This is a genomic window from Streptomyces sp. CLCI03 (genome assembly GCF_053615355.1).
The window spans coordinates 7,827,956-7,844,451 of record NZ_CM132132.1 but is presented as its reverse complement, the minus strand read 5'-3'; the positions used below and the strand labels follow the sequence as shown (position 1 = coordinate 7,844,451).

At 69.1% G+C, this 16,496-nt stretch carries 17 protein-coding genes and 1 pseudogene; 11 read left to right on the top strand and 7 right to left on the bottom strand.

The features are described from left to right. Positions 1 to 283 precede the first annotated feature (283 nt). Entirely contained in the window at positions 284 to 1,042 is a 759-nt protein-coding gene (locus tag ACWG52_RS36335; protein ID WP_453127109.1) for a tyrosine-type recombinase/integrase, read from the bottom strand. Positions 1,043 to 1,438: 396 nt separating this feature from the next. Between ACWG52_RS36335 and ACWG52_RS36330 the strand changes: the two genes are divergently transcribed. Beyond that, on the top strand, positions 1,439 to 1,903 hold the full coding sequence (locus ACWG52_RS36330; RefSeq protein ID WP_453127107.1) for a hypothetical protein: 465 nt from the start codon (positions 1,439 to 1,441) through the stop codon (positions 1,901 to 1,903). Positions 1,904 to 2,169: 266 nt separating this feature from the next. Here ACWG52_RS36330 and ACWG52_RS36325 read toward each other — a convergent pair whose 3' ends face one another. Then, positions 2,170 to 2,331: a hypothetical protein gene (locus ACWG52_RS36325; protein ID WP_389806703.1), complete on the bottom strand. Its 162-nt coding sequence runs from the start codon at positions 2,329 to 2,331 to the stop codon at positions 2,170 to 2,172. Here ACWG52_RS36325 and ACWG52_RS36320 point away from each other — a divergent pair. Continuing rightward, a complete protein-coding gene (locus tag ACWG52_RS36320; protein WP_390137404.1) occupies positions 2,330 to 2,926 on the top strand; it encodes an SAM-dependent methyltransferase in 597 nt (198 codons plus the stop codon). The two genes, ACWG52_RS36325 and ACWG52_RS36320, sit on opposite strands and share 2 nt — an antisense overlap. Positions 2,927 to 2,954: 28 nt before the next feature. On the opposite strand, the gene ACWG52_RS36315 is transcribed toward ACWG52_RS36320, so the two are convergent. After that, positions 2,955 to 3,857, bottom strand: coding sequence for a methyltransferase domain-containing protein (locus tag ACWG52_RS36315; protein WP_453127105.1), 903 nt, complete (start codon positions 3,855 to 3,857; stop codon positions 2,955 to 2,957). A 167-nt stretch (positions 3,858 to 4,024) separates the two neighbouring features. On the opposite strand from ACWG52_RS36315, the gene ACWG52_RS36310 reads away from it, so the two are divergent. Then, complete coding sequence (locus ACWG52_RS36310; protein ID WP_453127103.1) at positions 4,025 to 4,381, top strand: OsmC family protein; 357 nt, start codon at positions 4,025 to 4,027, stop codon at positions 4,379 to 4,381. 102 nt (positions 4,382 to 4,483) lie between these two features. Here the strand turns inward: ACWG52_RS36310 and ACWG52_RS36305 are convergent. Next, positions 4,484 to 5,443 (bottom strand): annotated as a pseudogene (locus ACWG52_RS36305) (PEP/pyruvate-binding domain-containing protein); the annotation flags it as partial. 315 nt (positions 5,444 to 5,758) lie between these two features. Further along, positions 5,759 to 6,043: an SHOCT domain-containing protein gene (locus tag ACWG52_RS36300; RefSeq protein WP_389806707.1), complete on the bottom strand. Its 285-nt coding sequence runs from the start codon at positions 6,041 to 6,043 to the stop codon at positions 5,759 to 5,761. A 374-nt stretch (positions 6,044 to 6,417) separates the two neighbouring features. Here ACWG52_RS36300 and ACWG52_RS36295 point away from each other — a divergent pair, with 374 nt between their 5' ends. Continuing rightward, positions 6,418 to 7,083: a class I SAM-dependent methyltransferase gene (locus ACWG52_RS36295; RefSeq protein WP_389806708.1), complete on the top strand. Its 666-nt coding sequence runs from the start codon at positions 6,418 to 6,420 to the stop codon at positions 7,081 to 7,083. 105 nt (positions 7,084 to 7,188) lie between these two features. Here the strand turns inward: ACWG52_RS36295 and ACWG52_RS36290 are convergent, their stop codons facing one another. Next, positions 7,189 to 8,049 carry a universal stress protein gene (locus ACWG52_RS36290; RefSeq protein ID WP_453127101.1) on the bottom strand — a complete coding sequence of 287 codons (861 nt, stop codon included), beginning with the start codon at positions 8,047 to 8,049 and terminating at the stop codon, positions 7,189 to 7,191. Then, positions 8,046 to 8,948 (bottom strand): universal stress protein, encoded by a 903-nt coding sequence (locus ACWG52_RS36285; RefSeq protein WP_033223219.1) that lies wholly within the window; start codon positions 8,946 to 8,948, stop codon positions 8,046 to 8,048. Before ACWG52_RS36285 ends, ACWG52_RS36290 begins: the two co-directional genes overlap by 4 nt. Positions 8,949 to 9,168: 220 nt before the next feature. On the opposite strand from ACWG52_RS36285, the gene ACWG52_RS36280 reads away from it, so the two are divergent. The 7 genes from ACWG52_RS36280 to ACWG52_RS36250 all read left to right on the top strand — a co-directional run bounded on the left by ACWG52_RS36280 (position 9,169) and on the right by ACWG52_RS36250 (position 16,442). After that, positions 9,169 to 9,864 (top strand): CBS domain-containing protein, encoded by a 696-nt coding sequence (locus ACWG52_RS36280; protein WP_389806710.1) that lies wholly within the window; start codon positions 9,169 to 9,171, stop codon positions 9,862 to 9,864. Between the two features lie 121 nt (positions 9,865 to 9,985). Continuing rightward, complete coding sequence (gene acsA / locus ACWG52_RS36275; protein ID WP_453127098.1) at positions 9,986 to 11,776, top strand: acetate--CoA ligase; 1,791 nt, start codon at positions 9,986 to 9,988, stop codon at positions 11,774 to 11,776. 202 nt (positions 11,777 to 11,978) lie between these two features. Then, on the top strand, positions 11,979 to 12,881 hold the full coding sequence (gene pdhA, locus ACWG52_RS36270; protein ID WP_314245525.1) for a pyruvate dehydrogenase (acetyl-transferring) E1 component subunit alpha: 903 nt from the start codon (positions 11,979 to 11,981) through the stop codon (positions 12,879 to 12,881). Then, positions 12,878 to 13,882 carry an alpha-ketoacid dehydrogenase subunit beta gene (locus ACWG52_RS36265; protein ID WP_329096246.1) on the top strand — a complete coding sequence of 335 codons (1,005 nt, stop codon included), beginning with the start codon at positions 12,878 to 12,880 and terminating at the stop codon, positions 13,880 to 13,882. Before pdhA ends, ACWG52_RS36265 begins: the two co-directional genes overlap by 4 nt. A 1-nt stretch (position 13,883) precedes the next feature. Further along, the gene (locus tag ACWG52_RS36260) at positions 13,884 to 15,215 is read left to right on the top strand and encodes a dihydrolipoamide acetyltransferase family protein (protein WP_389806712.1); all 1,332 of its coding nucleotides are present in this window, start codon (positions 13,884 to 13,886) and stop codon (positions 15,213 to 15,215) included. Further along, a complete protein-coding gene (locus ACWG52_RS36255) occupies positions 15,212 to 15,463 on the top strand; it encodes an acyl carrier protein (protein WP_326746980.1) in 252 nt (83 codons plus the stop codon). Before ACWG52_RS36260 ends, ACWG52_RS36255 begins: the two co-directional genes overlap by 4 nt. A 109-nt stretch (positions 15,464 to 15,572) precedes the next feature. Next, positions 15,573 to 16,442 carry a universal stress protein gene (locus tag ACWG52_RS36250; protein WP_389806713.1) on the top strand — a complete coding sequence of 290 codons (870 nt, stop codon included), beginning with the start codon at positions 15,573 to 15,575 and terminating at the stop codon, positions 16,440 to 16,442. Positions 16,443 to 16,496: the final 54 nt, after the last annotated feature.

Genomic DNA, 16,496 nt, shown 5'->3' with positions numbered 1-16,496 from the left:
GACGTTTGGTGTGGCCACACCGTAGAAGCCCGCAGGTCGGCAGCGTATGTGGCGGGGCATCACATTCAGGCACCACCTTGTGTCCTCGACCACCACATCGCCGCTTTGGACACCTTGAAGGCTTCCGGAACCCCCGGTCGACGCCTGCCGCAAACGCGTGGATCAGCCCGTTTTGCACCCCCCTGTGCCGACTCCCGTGCTGGTTCGGTGCTGACTAAGCAGCGTTGAACTCGGTCATTCATAGGCGGATCGGATCGGCGCATCGCGATGGCTCCACCGGGCGTCAGGCCGCTTGGACCACGGCCTCGAACTCGAGCGGCAGGCTCAGCTCGGTCTCGCGCGTGAAGACCGAATCCATCAGGGCCCTCAGTCGTCCCGGGGCGTCGGGCATCACGTGCGCGTACGTCTCGTGGGTGATGCGTGGATCCCGATGCCCGAGCCACTCGGCCATGTCCGTCACCGGTACGCCCTTGGACAGTCCCGCCGAGGCGAAGAAGTGGCGCAGCCAATGCGGGGTGATCGTCCTTGTGACGCCCGCGCTCTGCCTGGCCTTCCGCCACAGACGGTCGACGAGCGAGTACATGAGGATGTTGGTGCCCCCGACGTTCGAGAAGAGGTAGTCGCCCGGGAGCCGGTTCACCGCATCTCTGACGCGAAGCGTTCCATACCGCTGGACGTGCTCCTGCACTCTGGCAGCGATGCTGGGTGGCAGCGGAACCGCTCGACCCTCGTCCAAGTCACGCCACTTGAGGTGCCTTACGCAGTGGGCCCGTCCCCGGCCCTTCGTGATCGCCTTCTGGACAGCGGTTCTCGGCTCCTCGTTCTCGCCGTCCTGCGTGACCTGACGGTCCACGAAGATCAGCCCTGCCTCGAAGTCGAACTGCTGGAGCGTCACTGCGCACGCCTCGCCAATACGCAGCCCACAGCCGGCCATCAACCACGCGAGGAGCTTGTACGGGCCCGGAAGGTGTCTCTCCCCTGGTCCCCGGAGAAGCTCTGATCGCCCAGGTAGCGGACCCCCATCCCGCGCCCCCGATTCCAAAGGTCACCCTCCCTGGCACCCTGGCGGGCACGGCCGCGGGCTCTCCATCGTCACGCAGTTGACCGCCCACTGGAGTGCCTCCCCCAGACCCGACGGGAAGGGGAAGGTCATCAGCGCCTACCTACCGATCGCCGAACATCCTGCCTGTGCAGCTCGCACCGAAAGCACTCGCACGATCGCACACGCCAGGACCGATCACTGGTGACGCTGCCCGCCTTTGGTGACCGCCGGCTCCCCCCACCCATTGCCGGCACCCGACATCCATTTCTGCCCGAGGAGTTTCCGTGGGTCTGTCGCTCCCGATCGCCGCACCGCAATCCTGCTTACCCTCTCCGCCTCCACGGGCGGGCACCGGGGCGCACGCCCGGACCCTTCACCGCCCCTGAGGCGGAAGCGATGGCCTGGCGTCTGCTGCGCGCACTCGCAGTCTCGCGATACGAGGACATCACCGGCGAGGACAGCCGACTGTGGGACGCCCTCATTCGTGTCCTCGACGACGCCCTCGACCCGCGCGACGTCCGGCCGCTGGCCGCCAGCATGGCGGTGGCCCTCGGCTCGCTCACGGACCGCGACTCCCGCCAGATCCGGACGGGGCTCACCGAACAGACTCGCTCGCGAGCACGCTTCCTCCTCCGCGAGGTCCACGACCGACTGCGCCTCAACACCCATGACCTTGGCCTTCTGCGCCGACTGCCCTGGATGACGGGAGAGGTCGTTGACGAGGTCCTGAACCCGACTCTCTCCGACACGGCCTCGGAGCTGGCCGCCGACGACAGGTCAGCGGGCTCCGCCCCAACCAGGTGGTCCAGGCAACGGTCCGAAGGGCCTGCAGCTATCACGCCTCCAGCGGCCTCGGTATGAACGCCGCTTCTTCCGCTGCGCTGCGGCCAGAGAGCCTGCGGGTCCTCGACCGCGCCTGCGTCATCGTGCACCGACACGTCACCACCACGTACCCGCCAGGCGTGTCTCTCCCGAGTACCAAGCAATTGGCCAGGGCCCTGGGGCTGCCGGAGAAGCATGTGCTCCAAGGTCTCCTGCGCCTGGACGCCCGGGGCGAGATCGTTCTCCACACCGGGACTCTGCCGGTACGGCTGCACCCGCGGGACCCTCACCCCCGCGATAGGGCCCTACACGGTGCCGTCCGCGACCGGATCCGCGACGGCCACTACGCGCCGGAGCAGGCTCTGCCTACTGGTCTGCTCGGCACGGAGTTCGGACTTCTTCCCCACCACGTACAGCGCGCGCTGAGGTTCCTCGCGGGCGAGGGGACCCTCCGGTTCGACGCGCATGGACCCTACGGTCCGGGCTACTACGTCCCGGCGGCGGTTGCAGGGTACGAGCCGACCCCAGACCCGACCGCACGTGCGAGAGGACGACGGCGTGAGCCTCGCCGATGAACGTCTACCCATGGCGAAACCGGTGCCCCCGCAGACCAGCTCCTCCAGACTGTCCGCTGTCTGGCTCGGGACACGAACCCCCCACGAAGGCGATCAGGACGTCGCGCGCGCAGTCAGGAACGTCTTCCCGCGCCAACCTGAGGCAGCCAGGATCAACCGCGAACACCACCTGCTCATGACCCACGCCCTCGCGCAGCGTGGGATGACGCAAATCCTGGACCTCGGGTGCGGGTATCCGGCGAACGGCCAGCACGGCTCCGCCGATCCGCTCCTGTCCCAGAACACCCACGAGGTCGTGCAACGGCGCCGGCACACCGTGTCCGTCACCTACGTCGACAACGACCCTGATGTCGTCAACGCCCGGCGCACCGAGATCGCGGCCACTGCCAGTCAGACCCGCACTCGGACGCTCCTCGCAGACATCACGGACACGGTCGACCTCCTCGAGCAGCTCACCCGGGACTCCTGGCCGACCCCGCCCCGCTGATCGGTCGCACCCACCGCCCGGACACTGCCTAGCCCGCCACCCTGCCGAGCAGCACCGCCTCCTCGGAGCTGATGCCGCGCTGGAAGGTCCCCCTGCCCTCGCTGGACCAGAAGCCGTCATGATGTCGAGCCCAGCCCCCGGCAGCCACCGCCTTCGTGATCTCCTCGGGTGAGCGAGTCACCACCAACACGTGCCCTCCAGGCCGTACGAACGATGCGGCGTCCTGGAGGGCACGAACGCTTCCCCAGGGGTTGGGCAGCACGTTCAGGACGAACGCCTGGGTCACCAGGTCGTACCCGCCGCGCTCGGGCCGCGGCCACCCGAAGTCCGCATGAGGGTCGTAGCCGTCCGCTTCCAGCCCGACGGACCGGTAGTGCGCCACGTCCGCTCCCCGTCCGCACCCGTGGTCCAGCAGCGTCGACACACCGAGCGGGCCGGTCAGCGTGGCCGTCACGGCCAGGGCAGCAGGGGACGGGCCCTGGCGGCTCATGGCTGTCTTGTGCGGCTGGTAAGCCCGGTGCACGCCGGGAGCCGGATCGGCACCGGTCAGCTCCCCGATCGAGAACAGGACGTCTTCCGGCGGGTCCGCCGCATCGGGCGTGACCGGGAGATCGAGTAGCAGTGCGGAGTGGTCCGTGAACGCCCGCTCTCCAGTCCGCACCGTGCCGTCCGTGGTGATGCGAGTCTCGGGCGCCAGGTGGTCGCTGAGTAGGGCCAGATCGCACCGGAATCGGCTGAGCCGGCCGGAGAACGTCCGCTCGAAGGTGAACGTTGGGTCGCCCTCGCCCTTGGTGGTTTCCACCAGGCCAGCGGAGTCGAGTAGTTGCTCCAGGGCCTTGCGCTCAGCATCGGCCGTGAAACCGCTGACTTCGTCGCCGTAGACGCCGTCCTCCTGTCGGGGCGCCAGGTTGAAGTCCCCGCAGATCAGCAACGGCCGCCCTTCGGGCGCAGGGCGCGGGCCCACTGAGCCTCCGCCAACTTGAAGCCCCAGTTCAAAGGGCTGGTGTGACCGGGCCCTCGGCGTGTTCAGGGGACTGGTAAGCGGCTGCCCGGAGAGGCTCACCAGCTCGATGTCACCCACGTCGAGGGTGCGTCTACGTGGTCGACGTGCGCGGGCACCGCCTCCGTGTCGACCAGCCCACGGACGCGGGCGGGGCGGACACCGCGCCCACACCGACCGAGCTGTTCGCAGCGTCCCTGGCTACGTGTGTCGCCTTCTACGCGGGGCGCTGCCTGCTCCGCCACGGCATGCCGTGCGACGGGCTGGGCGTGCGGGCGGAATTCGTCATGGCCACCGACCGCCCCGCCCGGGTAACCGCGGTGCGCATGGTGATCGTGCCGCCGCCGCAGCTGCCCGAAGAGCGGCGCGCGGGCCTTCTCGCCGTCGCCTCACACTGCACCGTCCACAACACGCTCCAGCGATCGCCGGACATCGGCATCGCGCTCGCACCGTAGCCGCCCCGCTCACGAGGCGGGCGGACAGGCATCCTCGGCCGGGGCCCGCCGCCGACGGTTCCGTCGCCAGGTAGGAGTGAGGCGACGGTGCGGCTACTTCGCGCGCCGGCCCACATGGGTTTCGAGCAGCCACAGGGTGCCGTGTTCGATCGTGAACTCGATGTCGCACGCATCGCGGTAGTGCTCTTCCAGCTGCTCCACGTACGTGGACAGGCGATCGAACGAGGCCGGGTCCAGCGTGGCCAGCTCCTGAAGCGGCAAGCTGTTGCGGACGCCCGAGACGACTTCCTCGCCCTGCGCGTTCGGCAGGTACTTGCCGTACAGCCCGGTACGCCCGGCGGTCGGATCCCGGCTGAACACGACGCCACTGCCGGAGTCGGCTCCGAGATTGCCGAAGACCATGCTCTGGACGGTGACCGCCGTTCCGGACCGGCACGCGGTGAGGACCGCCTGCCACAGCTGCTCGGCCGGGTCCTGCGGAAACGCCCGCCCCGTGCGTTCGAGAATGAGGTCCTTGAACGTTTCGACAACCCGTATGAGGTCGCAGGTGTCCAGCCTTGAGTCGTCCGCGACCTGGTGCTGCAGCTCAATTCGCCGGAGCACGTCTTCGAACAGTGAACTTTCGACACCCATGGCCGTACTGCCGAACATCTGCACAAGACGTCGGTAGGAATCCCAGCCGAACCTGTCCCGGTCGGGCACCCTGGCCAGTCCCAGCACGGACACGTCATTCAGGCCGATGTCCAGGATGGTCTCCGTCGTACCCGGCATGAAGTGCCCGGCACCCGCCCTGACCGACAGTAGAAGCGGGTTGTCCACCTGCCCCAGCCTCTTGCCGGCAGCCTGCTCCACCGCCGCCAAGTGCTCGCTGACCTCGCCTTCCAAGCCCTCCGGCGGCTCACCGGTGGCCAGGAAGGCACGGCAGGCATCGGTGGTGATGGTGAAGCCTGGCGGAACCGGCAATCCCAGGCACGTCATCTCCGCGAGATTCGCGCCCTTACTTCCGAGGAGCGCGGCCATGCCCCGGCCGCCCTCGTTGAAGTCGTACACGTACGAACCCATCCCTGCCACCAACCCCTTCGTCGCCCCCTCCTCTCGGGGGTGCTGATCGTGTCCGCGGGCGCGCGTCGTGCCGCGCGAACGCAACCGCCGGATCCATGGAATGCGCTGCCTTCGCTGTTCTCAGTCTGTCTGGCCGGTCGGTCGGCCTCCAGGAGGGGCCGGTGGGCCCTTCCTGGGGCCGGTGGGCCAACTCCCCGCCTACAGACTCGCTATCGCGACCCTTCATCTGCGGCCTGCCTCCGCCCGCCCTCCGTATGGAGGATCGCGATAACCGCACGCCGCCTGTCGCAGCCTGTACCGTCCCCGAGGGAGGGTTCAGGTCTCTCCCGGACCCGGCCGGCCATGCCCTGGCCCGTGCGCGCGCAGTGCGGTCAGACGTTGTTCGTACTCTTCTTCGTCGATCTCGCCTCGGGCGAACCGTTCGGCGAGCACCTGCTCGGCGGAAGGCGCAGCCGGGGGCTGCACTGGGCCCGAGGGGAAGCGGTCGACGCTGCGGAGGAGCAGTGTGACTCCCGCGACGGCCAGGGCCACGAGGAGGACCATGCTGAACGTCATGGCGACCCAGCCCCAGCCGCCCATTCCGTGGTCGTACCAGAACATGGCTCACGCTCCTGTTGCGATGGTCTGGGACACGGCCCGCAGGGCATGTCCCCCATGTCCTCACTGTCCGTCGGCCCAGTCGTCCGGGCATGGGCTGGTCGGGGTCGCAACCAGGGCCGTTAGTCCTATGCTCAGGGCCGTGTCCGCCTCCAGACGGGAGGACCCGAACGAAGGCGCCCAATGGGCACGCCTGCCCGCCCCGGGCGCCACCGCAAGAGTCGGCTCTTCACCACAGAAGTTGTGCCGGAAGCCGAGTGCCGACAGCAATGACGGCCGTGGCACAGCGGGTGGGCGCGGTGACGACATGGTGTCCCTCTAGGGTGGCCTCGCGGGCCGATTGAGGCGACGCCGACCTTGGTGAGGAGGGCGTCAGCATGTCGGAGCGGGAGCAGGGGCTGGGCGACGTTCAGCGTGCGCACTGGCAGCAGACCTACGGCCGACATCCCGGCATGTACGGGGAGGAGCCATCCGATCCGGCGATCCACGCCGCTGCCGTCTTCGGGGCCGCCGGCGCCCGGAAGGTGCTGGAGCTGGGTGCCGGCCATGGCCGTGACGCGCTGTACTTTGCCCGCCAGGGATTCTCCGTGTTGGCCACCGACTTCAGCCCAGTGGGTCTGGAACAGCTGCGTGAAGCCGCCGCGGCCCAGGACGTCACGGAGCGGGTCACCACAGCGGTCCACGACGTCCGCGATCCTCTGCCGCTCGCGGACGCCTCGGTGGATGCCGTGTTCGCCCACATGCTGCTCTGCATGGCACTGTCCACCCAGGAGATCCACGCCCTGGTCGCCGAGGTGCGACGGGTACTGCGGCCGGGCGGAGTGTTCGTCTACACCGTCCGCCACACTGGGGACGCCCACTACCAGGCCGGTGCCGGGCACGGAGACGACATCTGGGAACACGGTGGCTTCGCCGTCCACTTCTTCTCCCGCGACCTGGTCGACGCCCTCGCCGGAAGCTGGACTCTGGTCGAGGTCGCCGCCTTCGAGGAAGGCGGCCTCCCCCGGCGGCTGTGGCGCGTCACGCAGACCGTCCCTCGGTGAGTACCGCCTGAAGGCTCAGCGCTGTCCGATCTCGGGTTCCGGTTCGGCTTCGTCGTACCGCTCCGATGCTCGGTGCACCCGACTGCGGGCGTCGTCACGCAGTCCTCACCGCACGGGGACCGTGATCACCGGGCAGTGCGCCCGGTGCAGCAGCCCGTGGACAACCGATCCGAGTCGCATGCCCGTGTAACCTCCCTTGCCACGACGGCCCACGACCACGGCGAGGGCGTGCTCGGCGGCACCGGCGAGCTCCTCCACCGGGTGCCCGGACAGCACCTCGTGCGTCAACACGACGTCCGGGTACTCCTGCGACCAGCCTGCCGTCGTCTCGGACAGCATGCGTCGTTGCCCTTGGAGCGCGGCCTCCTCGTCGTGGTGCAGGAAGAGCGGGGGCTCCCACACCGACACGGCACGCAGCCTGGCCCCCCTGAGGTCGGCCTCTTCGAATGCCAGCGCGAGGGCCGCCTTCGAGGAATCGCTCCCGTCAATGCCCACCACCAGGTAGGGCGGCTGTTGCGTGACGTGCTCGGCGTCGCCCACGACAATGACCGGACACTGCGCCTGGGCGCTGACGGGAACAACCAGGGAACCGGCGCTGAGGAACTCCGAAGTCCGGCTCAGGTGACGGGAGCCGAGCACGATCATGCGGGCCCGCCTCGACAGGCGACCGATCTCCGGGGCGGGGAACCCCTCGACGAGATCCACGACCGATTCGACCTCCGGGTGTCGCTCCCTGCTCCAGGCGGCAGCCGCGCCGAGGGCATCCGAGGCCTCCTGGTGCAGGGCGATGCTGCGCGACGTGTCGTCGACGTGTTGCGTGTCGTGCTGGGGAGGTACGGCTACGACGAGTCGCAGCCGTAGCCGGCGTCGCCCGGCCTCGTCCACCGCCCAGGCCAGGGGCAGATGCCAGTCCCTGGCCGGGTCGATGCCGACGACGACCTCCTCGTGTTCGCCCGAGTCGCTCACGATTCGCTCCCGTGCTTGTCCGTGTGGCGCGGAATGAGCTGTACGGGGCAGTGGGCATGGTGGACCAGGCTGTGCGTGACCCGCCCGAGGGTGGGCCCGAGGTAGCTGGGTGACCGTCGGCCGCCCATCACCAGCAGGTCCGCCTGGCGCGAGGCCTCAACCAGTACAGAAGCCACTGACGTGCTCTTGTCCGCGTCCACCTGCACGGTCAGGTCCGGGAACTCCTCGCGGATCCGGTCCGCCACGGCGTTCAGGTGATGGACCTCCTCGTTGGCGATCTCCTCCACGTCGTCGAGCAGGGTCACGACCTCGCCGACGGACTGCAGGATGTTCCACACGTGCAACAGCCGCAGCGAGCCCTCGCGGATCTGTGCCTCGCGTGCGGCGTACCGTGCGCAGTCGAGGTCGTGTTCGTCGCGGACGGCGGCGAGCACCGCACCCGTCTCAGCCCCGTTCTCGGTGCCTCTGACGATGATGACGGGCGTCTTCGCTCCCGCTGCGACCTTGAGTCCGACCGATCCGAGCATGAGGGAGCTGAAACCGCCCAGCCCCCGGCTGCCGACCACGATGGTGTCATCGGGGCCCGCGGCTTGGTGGAGGCTCGGGACAGGTGCCCTGCGGCTGAACTCGGGGTTGACCTGCAGGCCGGGAAACCGCTCCGTGACCGCGGCCGACGTGGCGTCCAGCAGTTCGCGGCCCGCCTGGCGGACGCTTTCGATGCTCTTCGCCGAGACGTAGAGGACCCGGCCGTCGGTGTCGGACCCGTGCACGATGTGCAACGGACGCTCGCGACGTGCGGCCTCCGCCGCTGCCCACATCGCTGCCTGGCGGGCCGGTTCGGAGCCGTCGACGCCGACGATGACGGCGCCGAGTTCCGAGCTGCTCGTGGTGCCTTCCATGGTTCCTCCTCGGGGAGCCGCCAGGGGTCGGGCTCTCACCTGGCAGGGACCGGTGGTCCTGGTTCATGCAATCCCGCGCCGCAGGTGCGGCGCAGGTCCGATCGGGCCCGACTCCGGACCATTCGGCCCTCCTCGTCTCTTGGCATGGGGCGGATCGTGGTTTTAGGCGTCCTCCGGCGTTCCCGTCCGGGTGGATCGCCGTGACGGCAGGAGGTGCCTCATGAAGCACATCAAGGTCGGAGACCTGATGACCGACGAGGTCGTCTCGGTCATGACGTCCACCCCTTTCAAGGATGTCGCGAAGCTGCTCGCTCAGCACGACATCAGCGGACTGCCGGTCCTCGACGACGAGGACCGGGTGCTCGGCATCGTCTCCGAGAGCGACCTGATCGGCCTCGCAGCCGCCGATCACGCACCGGTGGGCGAGGAGCCCGATACCGGCCGGGGCGGGGCCCCATTCCCGTCCGAGGTGACCTTCACCGCTGGTGAGGCCATGTCCGCACCGGCGGTGACGGTTCACGCGGACGAGACCGCGGCAGGAGCCGCCCGACTGATGGCCCGCCGCGGCGTCGAGCGACTTCCGGTCGTGGACGACGAGGACCGACTCGTCGGCATCGTCACCCGCCGTGACCTGCTCTGGCTCTTCCTGCGACCGGACTCGGAGATACGTCACCGCGTAGTCGCGGACATACTCGTGGACACGATGGGGCTGAGCGCCGATGCGGTCACCGTCCACGTGGTCGACGGCATCGTGACGCTGGAGGGCCGGCTGGAGGAACAGAGCCAGATTCCGGTCCTGATCCACCTCACCAGCCAGCTGGACGGTGTGGTCGCAGTCGCCTCCCGCCTGGCGGCCACCCACGATGGCTCCCTACCCACCCCACCGCACCGCACCGCCTACGGGATGTCCCTGTAACGGCGACGTCCCGTGTCGCCCATCCGGGGGAATCGCCGACGCCCGCTCGCTGCGTTTACGGCCGTCACCCGACGTGACGCTGTCTCCTTGATGGTTCCAAGGCAAGGAGAAGGACCCGGCCATGGATTACTCGATCATCCGCAAGCAGCCCGGCCCCGGTGTCGTCTTCATGCTCCAGGACTACGAGCGGGCCCGCGCGGACTTCAACTGGGAAACGGCCAGGTCCTTGCTGTCCGGGCTGCCTGGAGGCGGGCTGAACATCGGCTACGAGGCCGTCGACCGGCACCTGGCGGCAGGCCGGGGCGGGCAGGAAGCACTCCGCTGCATCGCACCCGACGACACCGTCACCCGCCTCACCTACGCCGAGCTCGGAGGCCTCACCGGTCGCTTCGCCAACGTCCTCACCTCCCTGGGCGTGGACCGACAAGAGAGGGTTTTCACCCTCTTGGGCCGCTGCCCCGAGCTGTACACGACCGTCTTGGGCACGCTGCGCAGCGCACGCGTGCTGTGCCCGCTCTTCTCGGCCTTCGGCCCCGAGCCCGTGCGCCGGCGGCTGGAGCTGGGCGATGCCCGGGTCCTTGTCACCACCGAGGCGCTGTACCGGCGCAAGGTCGAGGAGAACAGGCACCGCTTGCCTCATCTGGACCATGTCCTGCTCGTGGGTCCGGTTACCGATCCGCCGCCTGGCACGCTCTCCTTCGCCGCACTCATGGACGAGGCTCCGGAGGAGTACACGGTGCCGGCCACCGATCCGGAGGACATAGCGCTGCTGCACTTCACCAGCGGTACGACCGGTACCCCGAAGGGCGCGGTCCACGTGCACGAAGCGGTTGTGGCCCACCACGTAACGGCGGCCTTCGCGCTCGATCTGCGCCGGGAGGACGTGTACTGGTGTACGGCGGACCCGGGATGGGTGACCGGTACCTCGTACGGGATCATCGCCCCGCTCACGCACGGCGCGACCGTCGTGGTCGACGAAGGGGACTTCGACGTCCACCGCTGGTACCGCATCCTCGACAACCATCGGGTCACCGTCTGGTACACGGCACCGACCGCCATCCGCATGCTCATGCGTGCAACCCCCAGGGACGGCACCCGAGATCTGCCCGGGCCGTACGACCTGTCGGCTCTGCGCTTCATCGCAAGCGTGGGTGAACCGCTCAACCCGGAAGCCGTCCTGTGGGGGCAGGAGGTACTCGGCCTGCCGATCCACGACAACTGGTGGCAGACGGAGACCGGGGCGATCATGATCGCCAACTTCGCGGCCAGCGACATCCGGCCCGGCTCCATGGGACGGCCTCTGCCCGGTGTGGAGGCCGCGTTGCTCGAACGCGGCGAGGACGGACGCGCCGAGGTCGCGGGAGGCCGCGTTCGGGTCATCACCGGGGCGGGCGTCGAGGGAGAGCTGGCGCTGCGTCCGGGCTGGCCCTCCATGTTCCGGGGCTATCTGAACGAGGAGGCCCGTTACCGGGCGTGCTTCGCAGACGGCTGGTACCTCACGGGCGATCTTGCGAAACGCGACGAGGACGGGTGGTTCTGGTTCGTCGGCCGCGCCGACGACGTCATCAAGTCGGCAGGACACCTCATCGGACCGTTCGAGGTGGAGAGCGCGCTGATGGAGCATCCCGCGGTCGCGGAGGCCGGTGTGATCGGCCGCCCGGACCCGGTCGTGGGAGCTGTCGTCAAGGCATACGTCTCCCTCCGTCCCGGGCTCTCCCCCGACGCGTCCCTCAAGCGAGAACTTCTGGCGTTCGCACGCAGGCGGCTGGGCCCCGCGGTGGCGCCCAGAGAGATCGAGTTCGAGCAGAACCTCCCCAAGACGCGCAGCGGCAAGGTGATGCGCCGCCTGCTGCGCGCCCGGGAACTGGGATTGCCCGAAGGTGATCTGTCCACGCTGGAGAACCCCGGATGACCCGCTCGCGAGAGAAGGCGGAACCATGAGCAGCACCACCCCGCAGCCCGAAGGAAAGGCCCGGAGCGCAGCACGCAGGAGCGGGCACAGGAAGGGACCCGCCACTGCCGCCCGCGGCACTCCCGACGGGCATCCCGCACCCGGGCACCACCTGTCCCTGCTCCGCCGGATGCTTGCCATCAGACGGTTCGAGGAAAGGTGCGTGGAGCTCTACAGCGGCGCGAAGATCCGTGGGTTCGTCCACCTCTACATCGGTGAGGAAGCCGTCGCCGTGGGCGTCAACCAGGCACTGCGCGAGGAGGACGCGGTGGTCTCCACCTACCGCGAACACGGGCATGCCCTGGCTCGCGGAGTTTCCGCCGACGCCGTGATGGCCGAGATGTACGGCAGGGCCACCGGCTGCAGCCGCGGACGCGGCGGCTCCATGCACCTGTTCGACGCCACGCACCGCTTCTACGGGGGCAACGCGATCGTGGCCGGCGGCCTGCCCCTGGCTGCCGGACTCGCACTCGCCGACCGGATGCGCGGCAGCACCCGCGTCACCTGCTGTTTCTTCGGGGACGGAGCTTTCGCCGAAGGCGAGTTCCACGAGACGGCCAACCTCGCGGCCCTGTGGCGGCTACCCCTGCTGCTGGTCTGCGAGAACAACTTGTACGCCATGGGCACGAGCCTGGCCCGGGAGCACGCCCAGACCAACCTCGCCATGCGTGCCGCCTCCTACGGAATGCCCGCGTGGACGGTCGACGGCATGGACGTCCTCGCCGTTGAAGCGGCCGCACTCAGGGCGGCGGAGTCCGTGCGCGCAGGCAACGGACCGCACTTCCTCGAGGCACAGACCTACCGGTTCCGCGCCCACTCCATGTACGACCCTGACCGGTACCGGGCCAAGTCCGAGATCGAGGAATGGAAGGGACGCGACCCCCTCAAAGGACTGGCCGAACTGATGCGTTCCGAAGGGCAGCTCGACGACCGGGTGATGGAAGAACTCGACAAGGAAGTACTCGCCGAGATCGACCAGTCCGTACAGCGGGCCGAGAAGGCCCCGCTCGAACCGGTCTCGGACCTGCTCCGCTTCGTCACGAGCGAAACCGGGGGCGCGGCATGAGCACACGGAAGGCACCGACCGGGACTTCCCGGCCGACCACCTATCGGGAGGCGCTCCGTGAGGGGCTACGCGAAGCCCTGCTGCAGGACGAACGGGTCTTCCTCATGGGCGAGGACGTGGGCCGGTACGGCGGATGCTTCGGCGTCAGCCTGGGCCTGCTCGAAGAGTTCGGACCTGACCGTATCCGCGACACGCCTTTGTCCGAATCCGGATTCGTCGGCGCGGGCATCGGCGCCGCACTCGGCGGGATGCGGCCCGTGGTCGAGATCATGACCGTCAATTTCAGTCTCCTGGCCCTGGACCAGATCCTCAACAACGCGGCCACACTGCTCCACATGTCGGGCGGGCAGCTGAGCGTCCCCGTCGTGATCCGCATGACCACCGGGGCAGGCCGACAGCTCGGCGCCCAGCACTCCCACAGCCTCGAAGGCTGGTACGCCCACATCCCCGGCATCAGGGTGCTGGCACCCGCGACGGTCGACGACGCGCGCCACATGCTCGCAGCCGCCCTCGCGGACCCCGATCCGGTGCTGCTCTTCGAACACGGCAGTCTCTACAACGCGGAGGGCTCGCTGGACGCCACCGTTGATGCCGTCGATCTCGACACGGCGGCCGTACGCCGGCCGGGTACGGACGTCTCGGTGATCACGTACGGCGGCTCCCTGCCGAAGGCCATGGCCGCGGCGGAAACCCTTGCCGGGGAGGGCATCAGCGCAGAGGTCGTGGACCTACGCACCCTGCGCCCCCTCGACGACGCCACCGTCATGGCGTCCGTCGGCCGAACCCACCGGGCCGTGATCGTCGACGAGGCATGGCGCAGCGGCAGCCTGGCCGCGGAAATCTCGTCCCGCATCACCGAGCAGGCGTTCTACGAGCTCGATGCCCCCGTTCAGCGCGTATGCAGCGCGGAGGTCCCCATTCCCTATGCCCGGCAGCTCGAAGAAGCGGCGCTTCCCCAGCCCGCGACCATCGTGGACGCCGTTCGTCGGGCGGTGAGCTGACATGGCCGACTTCACCATGCCCTCCCTCGGCGCGGACATGGACGAGGGCACCCTCGTGGAATGGCTGGTAGGACCCGGTGACACCGTCACGAAGGGCGATGTCGTCGCCGTCGTGGAGACGGCGAAGTCGACGATCGAAGTCGAATGCTTCGACTCGGGAACGGTCGGTGCACTCCTCGTCGACCCAGGGACCACCGTGCCGGTCGGCACACGGATGGCCGTCATCAACACGGAAACTGAGCCTCCGGCCGCCGTCCCTGCCCCTGCCACTCCTTCTGCGAAGCAGCCGACGGCCCCGGCCTCCGAACTGCAAGCCGTTCCGGGCCGCACCACAAGCGGGGGCGGGGACACCGTGTCCACTCCCCTGGTGAGGCACTTGGCCGAGCGGAAGGGCATCGACCTGTCGTCCGTGCACGGTTCCGGCAAGGGCGGTCGGATCACCCGTTCCGACGTGGAGCACGCGCCGGCCGACGGGCCACATCGGGTGAAGGCCTCGCCGCTCGCCCGCAGGCTGGCCCAGTCGTCGGGCATCGACCTGAGCGCCCTGCGGGGAACCGGACAGGGCGGCACGATCCGGGCCGACGATGTACGGGCCGCCACGGCGGGCCCTCCGGCCCGTACGGTCGAAAGCCACGCACAGGCGCGCCCGTCGTCGGCGACGGCCGAGCCCGCGTATCCGGCGCGTGCGGCGATCGCGGCTCTGATGAGCCGTGCCAACCGCGAGATCCCCCACTACTACTTGTCGACGAAGATCGATCTGGCCGCCGCGATGGCATGGATGCGCGACCGGAATGCCGACAGGCCCGTGGCGGAACGGCTCGTACCAGCGGCCCTGCTGCTCAAATCGGTTGCCCTGGCTGCACGCCGAGTACCGGAACTGAACGGTTACTGGAAGGACGAAGCGTTCGTCCCCTCGCACACCGTGCGACTCGGTGTCGCGGTGTCCCTGCGCGGTGGCGGCCTGGTCGCGCCGGCGCTGACCGACGCCGACACGATGCCGCTGCCAGAGCTCATGGCGACGCTGAAGGGACTGGTCTCGCGGGCGCGTGGCGGCCGACTGCGGGCCTCGGAGACCGCCGACCCGACGCTGACCGTGACCAACCTCGGTGATCAGGGGGTGGAGGCGGTCTTCGGGGTGATCTACCCGCCGCAGGTCGCACTCGTCGGTCTGGGGCGTGTCATCGAGCAGCCGGTAGCCGTGAACGGGATGCTCACGGTGCACCCGACCGTCACGGCCACGCTCTCCGCCGACCACCGTGCGAGCGACGGTGCGACCGGGGCGCGATTCCTGACGTCCATCGACCGCCTGCTCCAACGACCGGAGGAACTGTGAACCGTGACGAGGCCCTCGTACTGATCAAGAACGTGCTGACAGACGTGGTTCCCGGCGCCGACGCGGCGGTTCTCTCGCAGGACGAGAACTTCCGGGACCACCTGGAGATGGACTCGCTCGACTTCCTCAACTTCATCGAGGCGCTGAGCGAGCGTACCGGTCTCGCCCTGCCCGAGACCGACTATCCGGCGTTGAACACCCTGGACGGCTGCGCCGACTACGTCGCCTCACGCTCCTCCGTGGAGTAGCGGGGGCTGTTCGGTCCCACATGGGGCCACTCGGCCCCTCCTCGGTCGCCGCGCCGCAGGTGACGCTGGAAGAGGGCCACGGTCCTGCGGCACCCAAGGAGGTCTCGCCATGAAGCACCATGTGACCGTCGGCGTCGACGGCTCTCCCGAGAGCCGGGCCGCGGCCCGTTGGGGCGCCCGGGAAGCGGTCCTGCGGGAAGTGCCGCTGAGGCTCGTCCACGCTGTCGACTGGCTGATCAGCCCCTCGGTACCGGCGCCGGGCCGCGAAGCGGCCGACCGTTGGGCCGACGAGGCGCTCACCGATGCGGCGGAGGACGTGCGACGTCGGCATCCCGGGCTGGAGGTCTCGACCAGATGCCTTTCCGGCAGGCCGGCGGCAGCCCTGGCCGCGGAGGCGGCCGACGCCGGGCTGCTCGTACTCGGCTCCCGCGGTGTGGGAGGGCTGGTGGGATTCCTCATCGGCTCGGTGAGTTTGTCGACACTCGTGGCCACCGAGACGCCGGTGGTGCTCGTCCGCGTGTCGGACGCGCCCGAGGCGGCCCAGCCCACCCGCTACGGGCAAATCGTCCTGGGCGTCGACATCCACGAGGCAGCGGACAAGGTACTGGCCTTCGCTTTCGAGGAGGCCGACCGTCGCGGCTGCGCCCTGCGTGCGATCCACGGCTGGAAGATGCCGTCCATGTACCAGTACGCGCCCTTCTTCGACCCGGAGAACGAGCGGGAGATCGGCCGGACCATCACCGTGATGCTCGACGAGATGCTGATGCCGTGGCGGCACAAGTTCCCGTCCGTGAGCGCCACCCACGAGGCGTTCGAGGGGCCCGCACCCGTGCAGCTCGTCCGGGCCGCGGCAAGCGCGGACCTGATCGTCGTGGGTCGCCGCCTGCGCCGCTCACCTCTGGGCGTGCATCTGGGGTCCGTGGCTCATGCGGTCCTGCACCACGCCGCTGCGCCCGTCGCGGTCATCGCTCACGGCTGACGGCCCCATTCACAAGGAGATCGGACCATGTCTCATCGCACTGTCGCAGACGTC

Coding starts and splice junctions, on each gene's coding strand:
- ACWG52_RS36330 (WP_453127107.1), top strand. CDS start 1,439: ATGGCCTGGCGTCTGCTGCGCGCACTCGCAGTCTCGCGATACGAGGAC.
- ACWG52_RS36320 (WP_390137404.1), top strand. CDS start 2,330: ATGGACCCTACGGTCCGGGCTACTACGTCCCGGCGGCGGTTGCAGGGT.
- ACWG52_RS36325 (WP_389806703.1), bottom strand. CDS start 2,331: ATGCGCGTCGAACCGGAGGGTCCCCTCGCCCGCGAGGAACCTCAGCGC.
- ACWG52_RS36300 (WP_389806707.1), bottom strand. CDS start 6,043: ATGTTCTGGTACGACCACGGAATGGGCGGCTGGGGCTGGGTCGCCATG.
- ACWG52_RS36295 (WP_389806708.1), top strand. CDS start 6,418: ATGTCGGAGCGGGAGCAGGGGCTGGGCGACGTTCAGCGTGCGCACTGG.
- ACWG52_RS36285 (WP_033223219.1), bottom strand. CDS start 8,948: ATGGAAGGCACCACGAGCAGCTCGGAACTCGGCGCCGTCATCGTCGGC.
- ACWG52_RS36280 (WP_389806710.1), top strand. CDS start 9,169: ATGAAGCACATCAAGGTCGGAGACCTGATGACCGACGAGGTCGTCTCG.
- acsA (WP_453127098.1), top strand. CDS start 9,986: ATGGATTACTCGATCATCCGCAAGCAGCCCGGCCCCGGTGTCGTCTTC.
- ACWG52_RS36265 (WP_329096246.1), top strand. CDS start 12,878: ATGAGCACACGGAAGGCACCGACCGGGACTTCCCGGCCGACCACCTAT.
- ACWG52_RS36260 (WP_389806712.1), top strand. CDS start 13,884: ATGGCCGACTTCACCATGCCCTCCCTCGGCGCGGACATGGACGAGGGC.
- ACWG52_RS36250 (WP_389806713.1), top strand. CDS start 15,573: ATGAAGCACCATGTGACCGTCGGCGTCGACGGCTCTCCCGAGAGCCGG.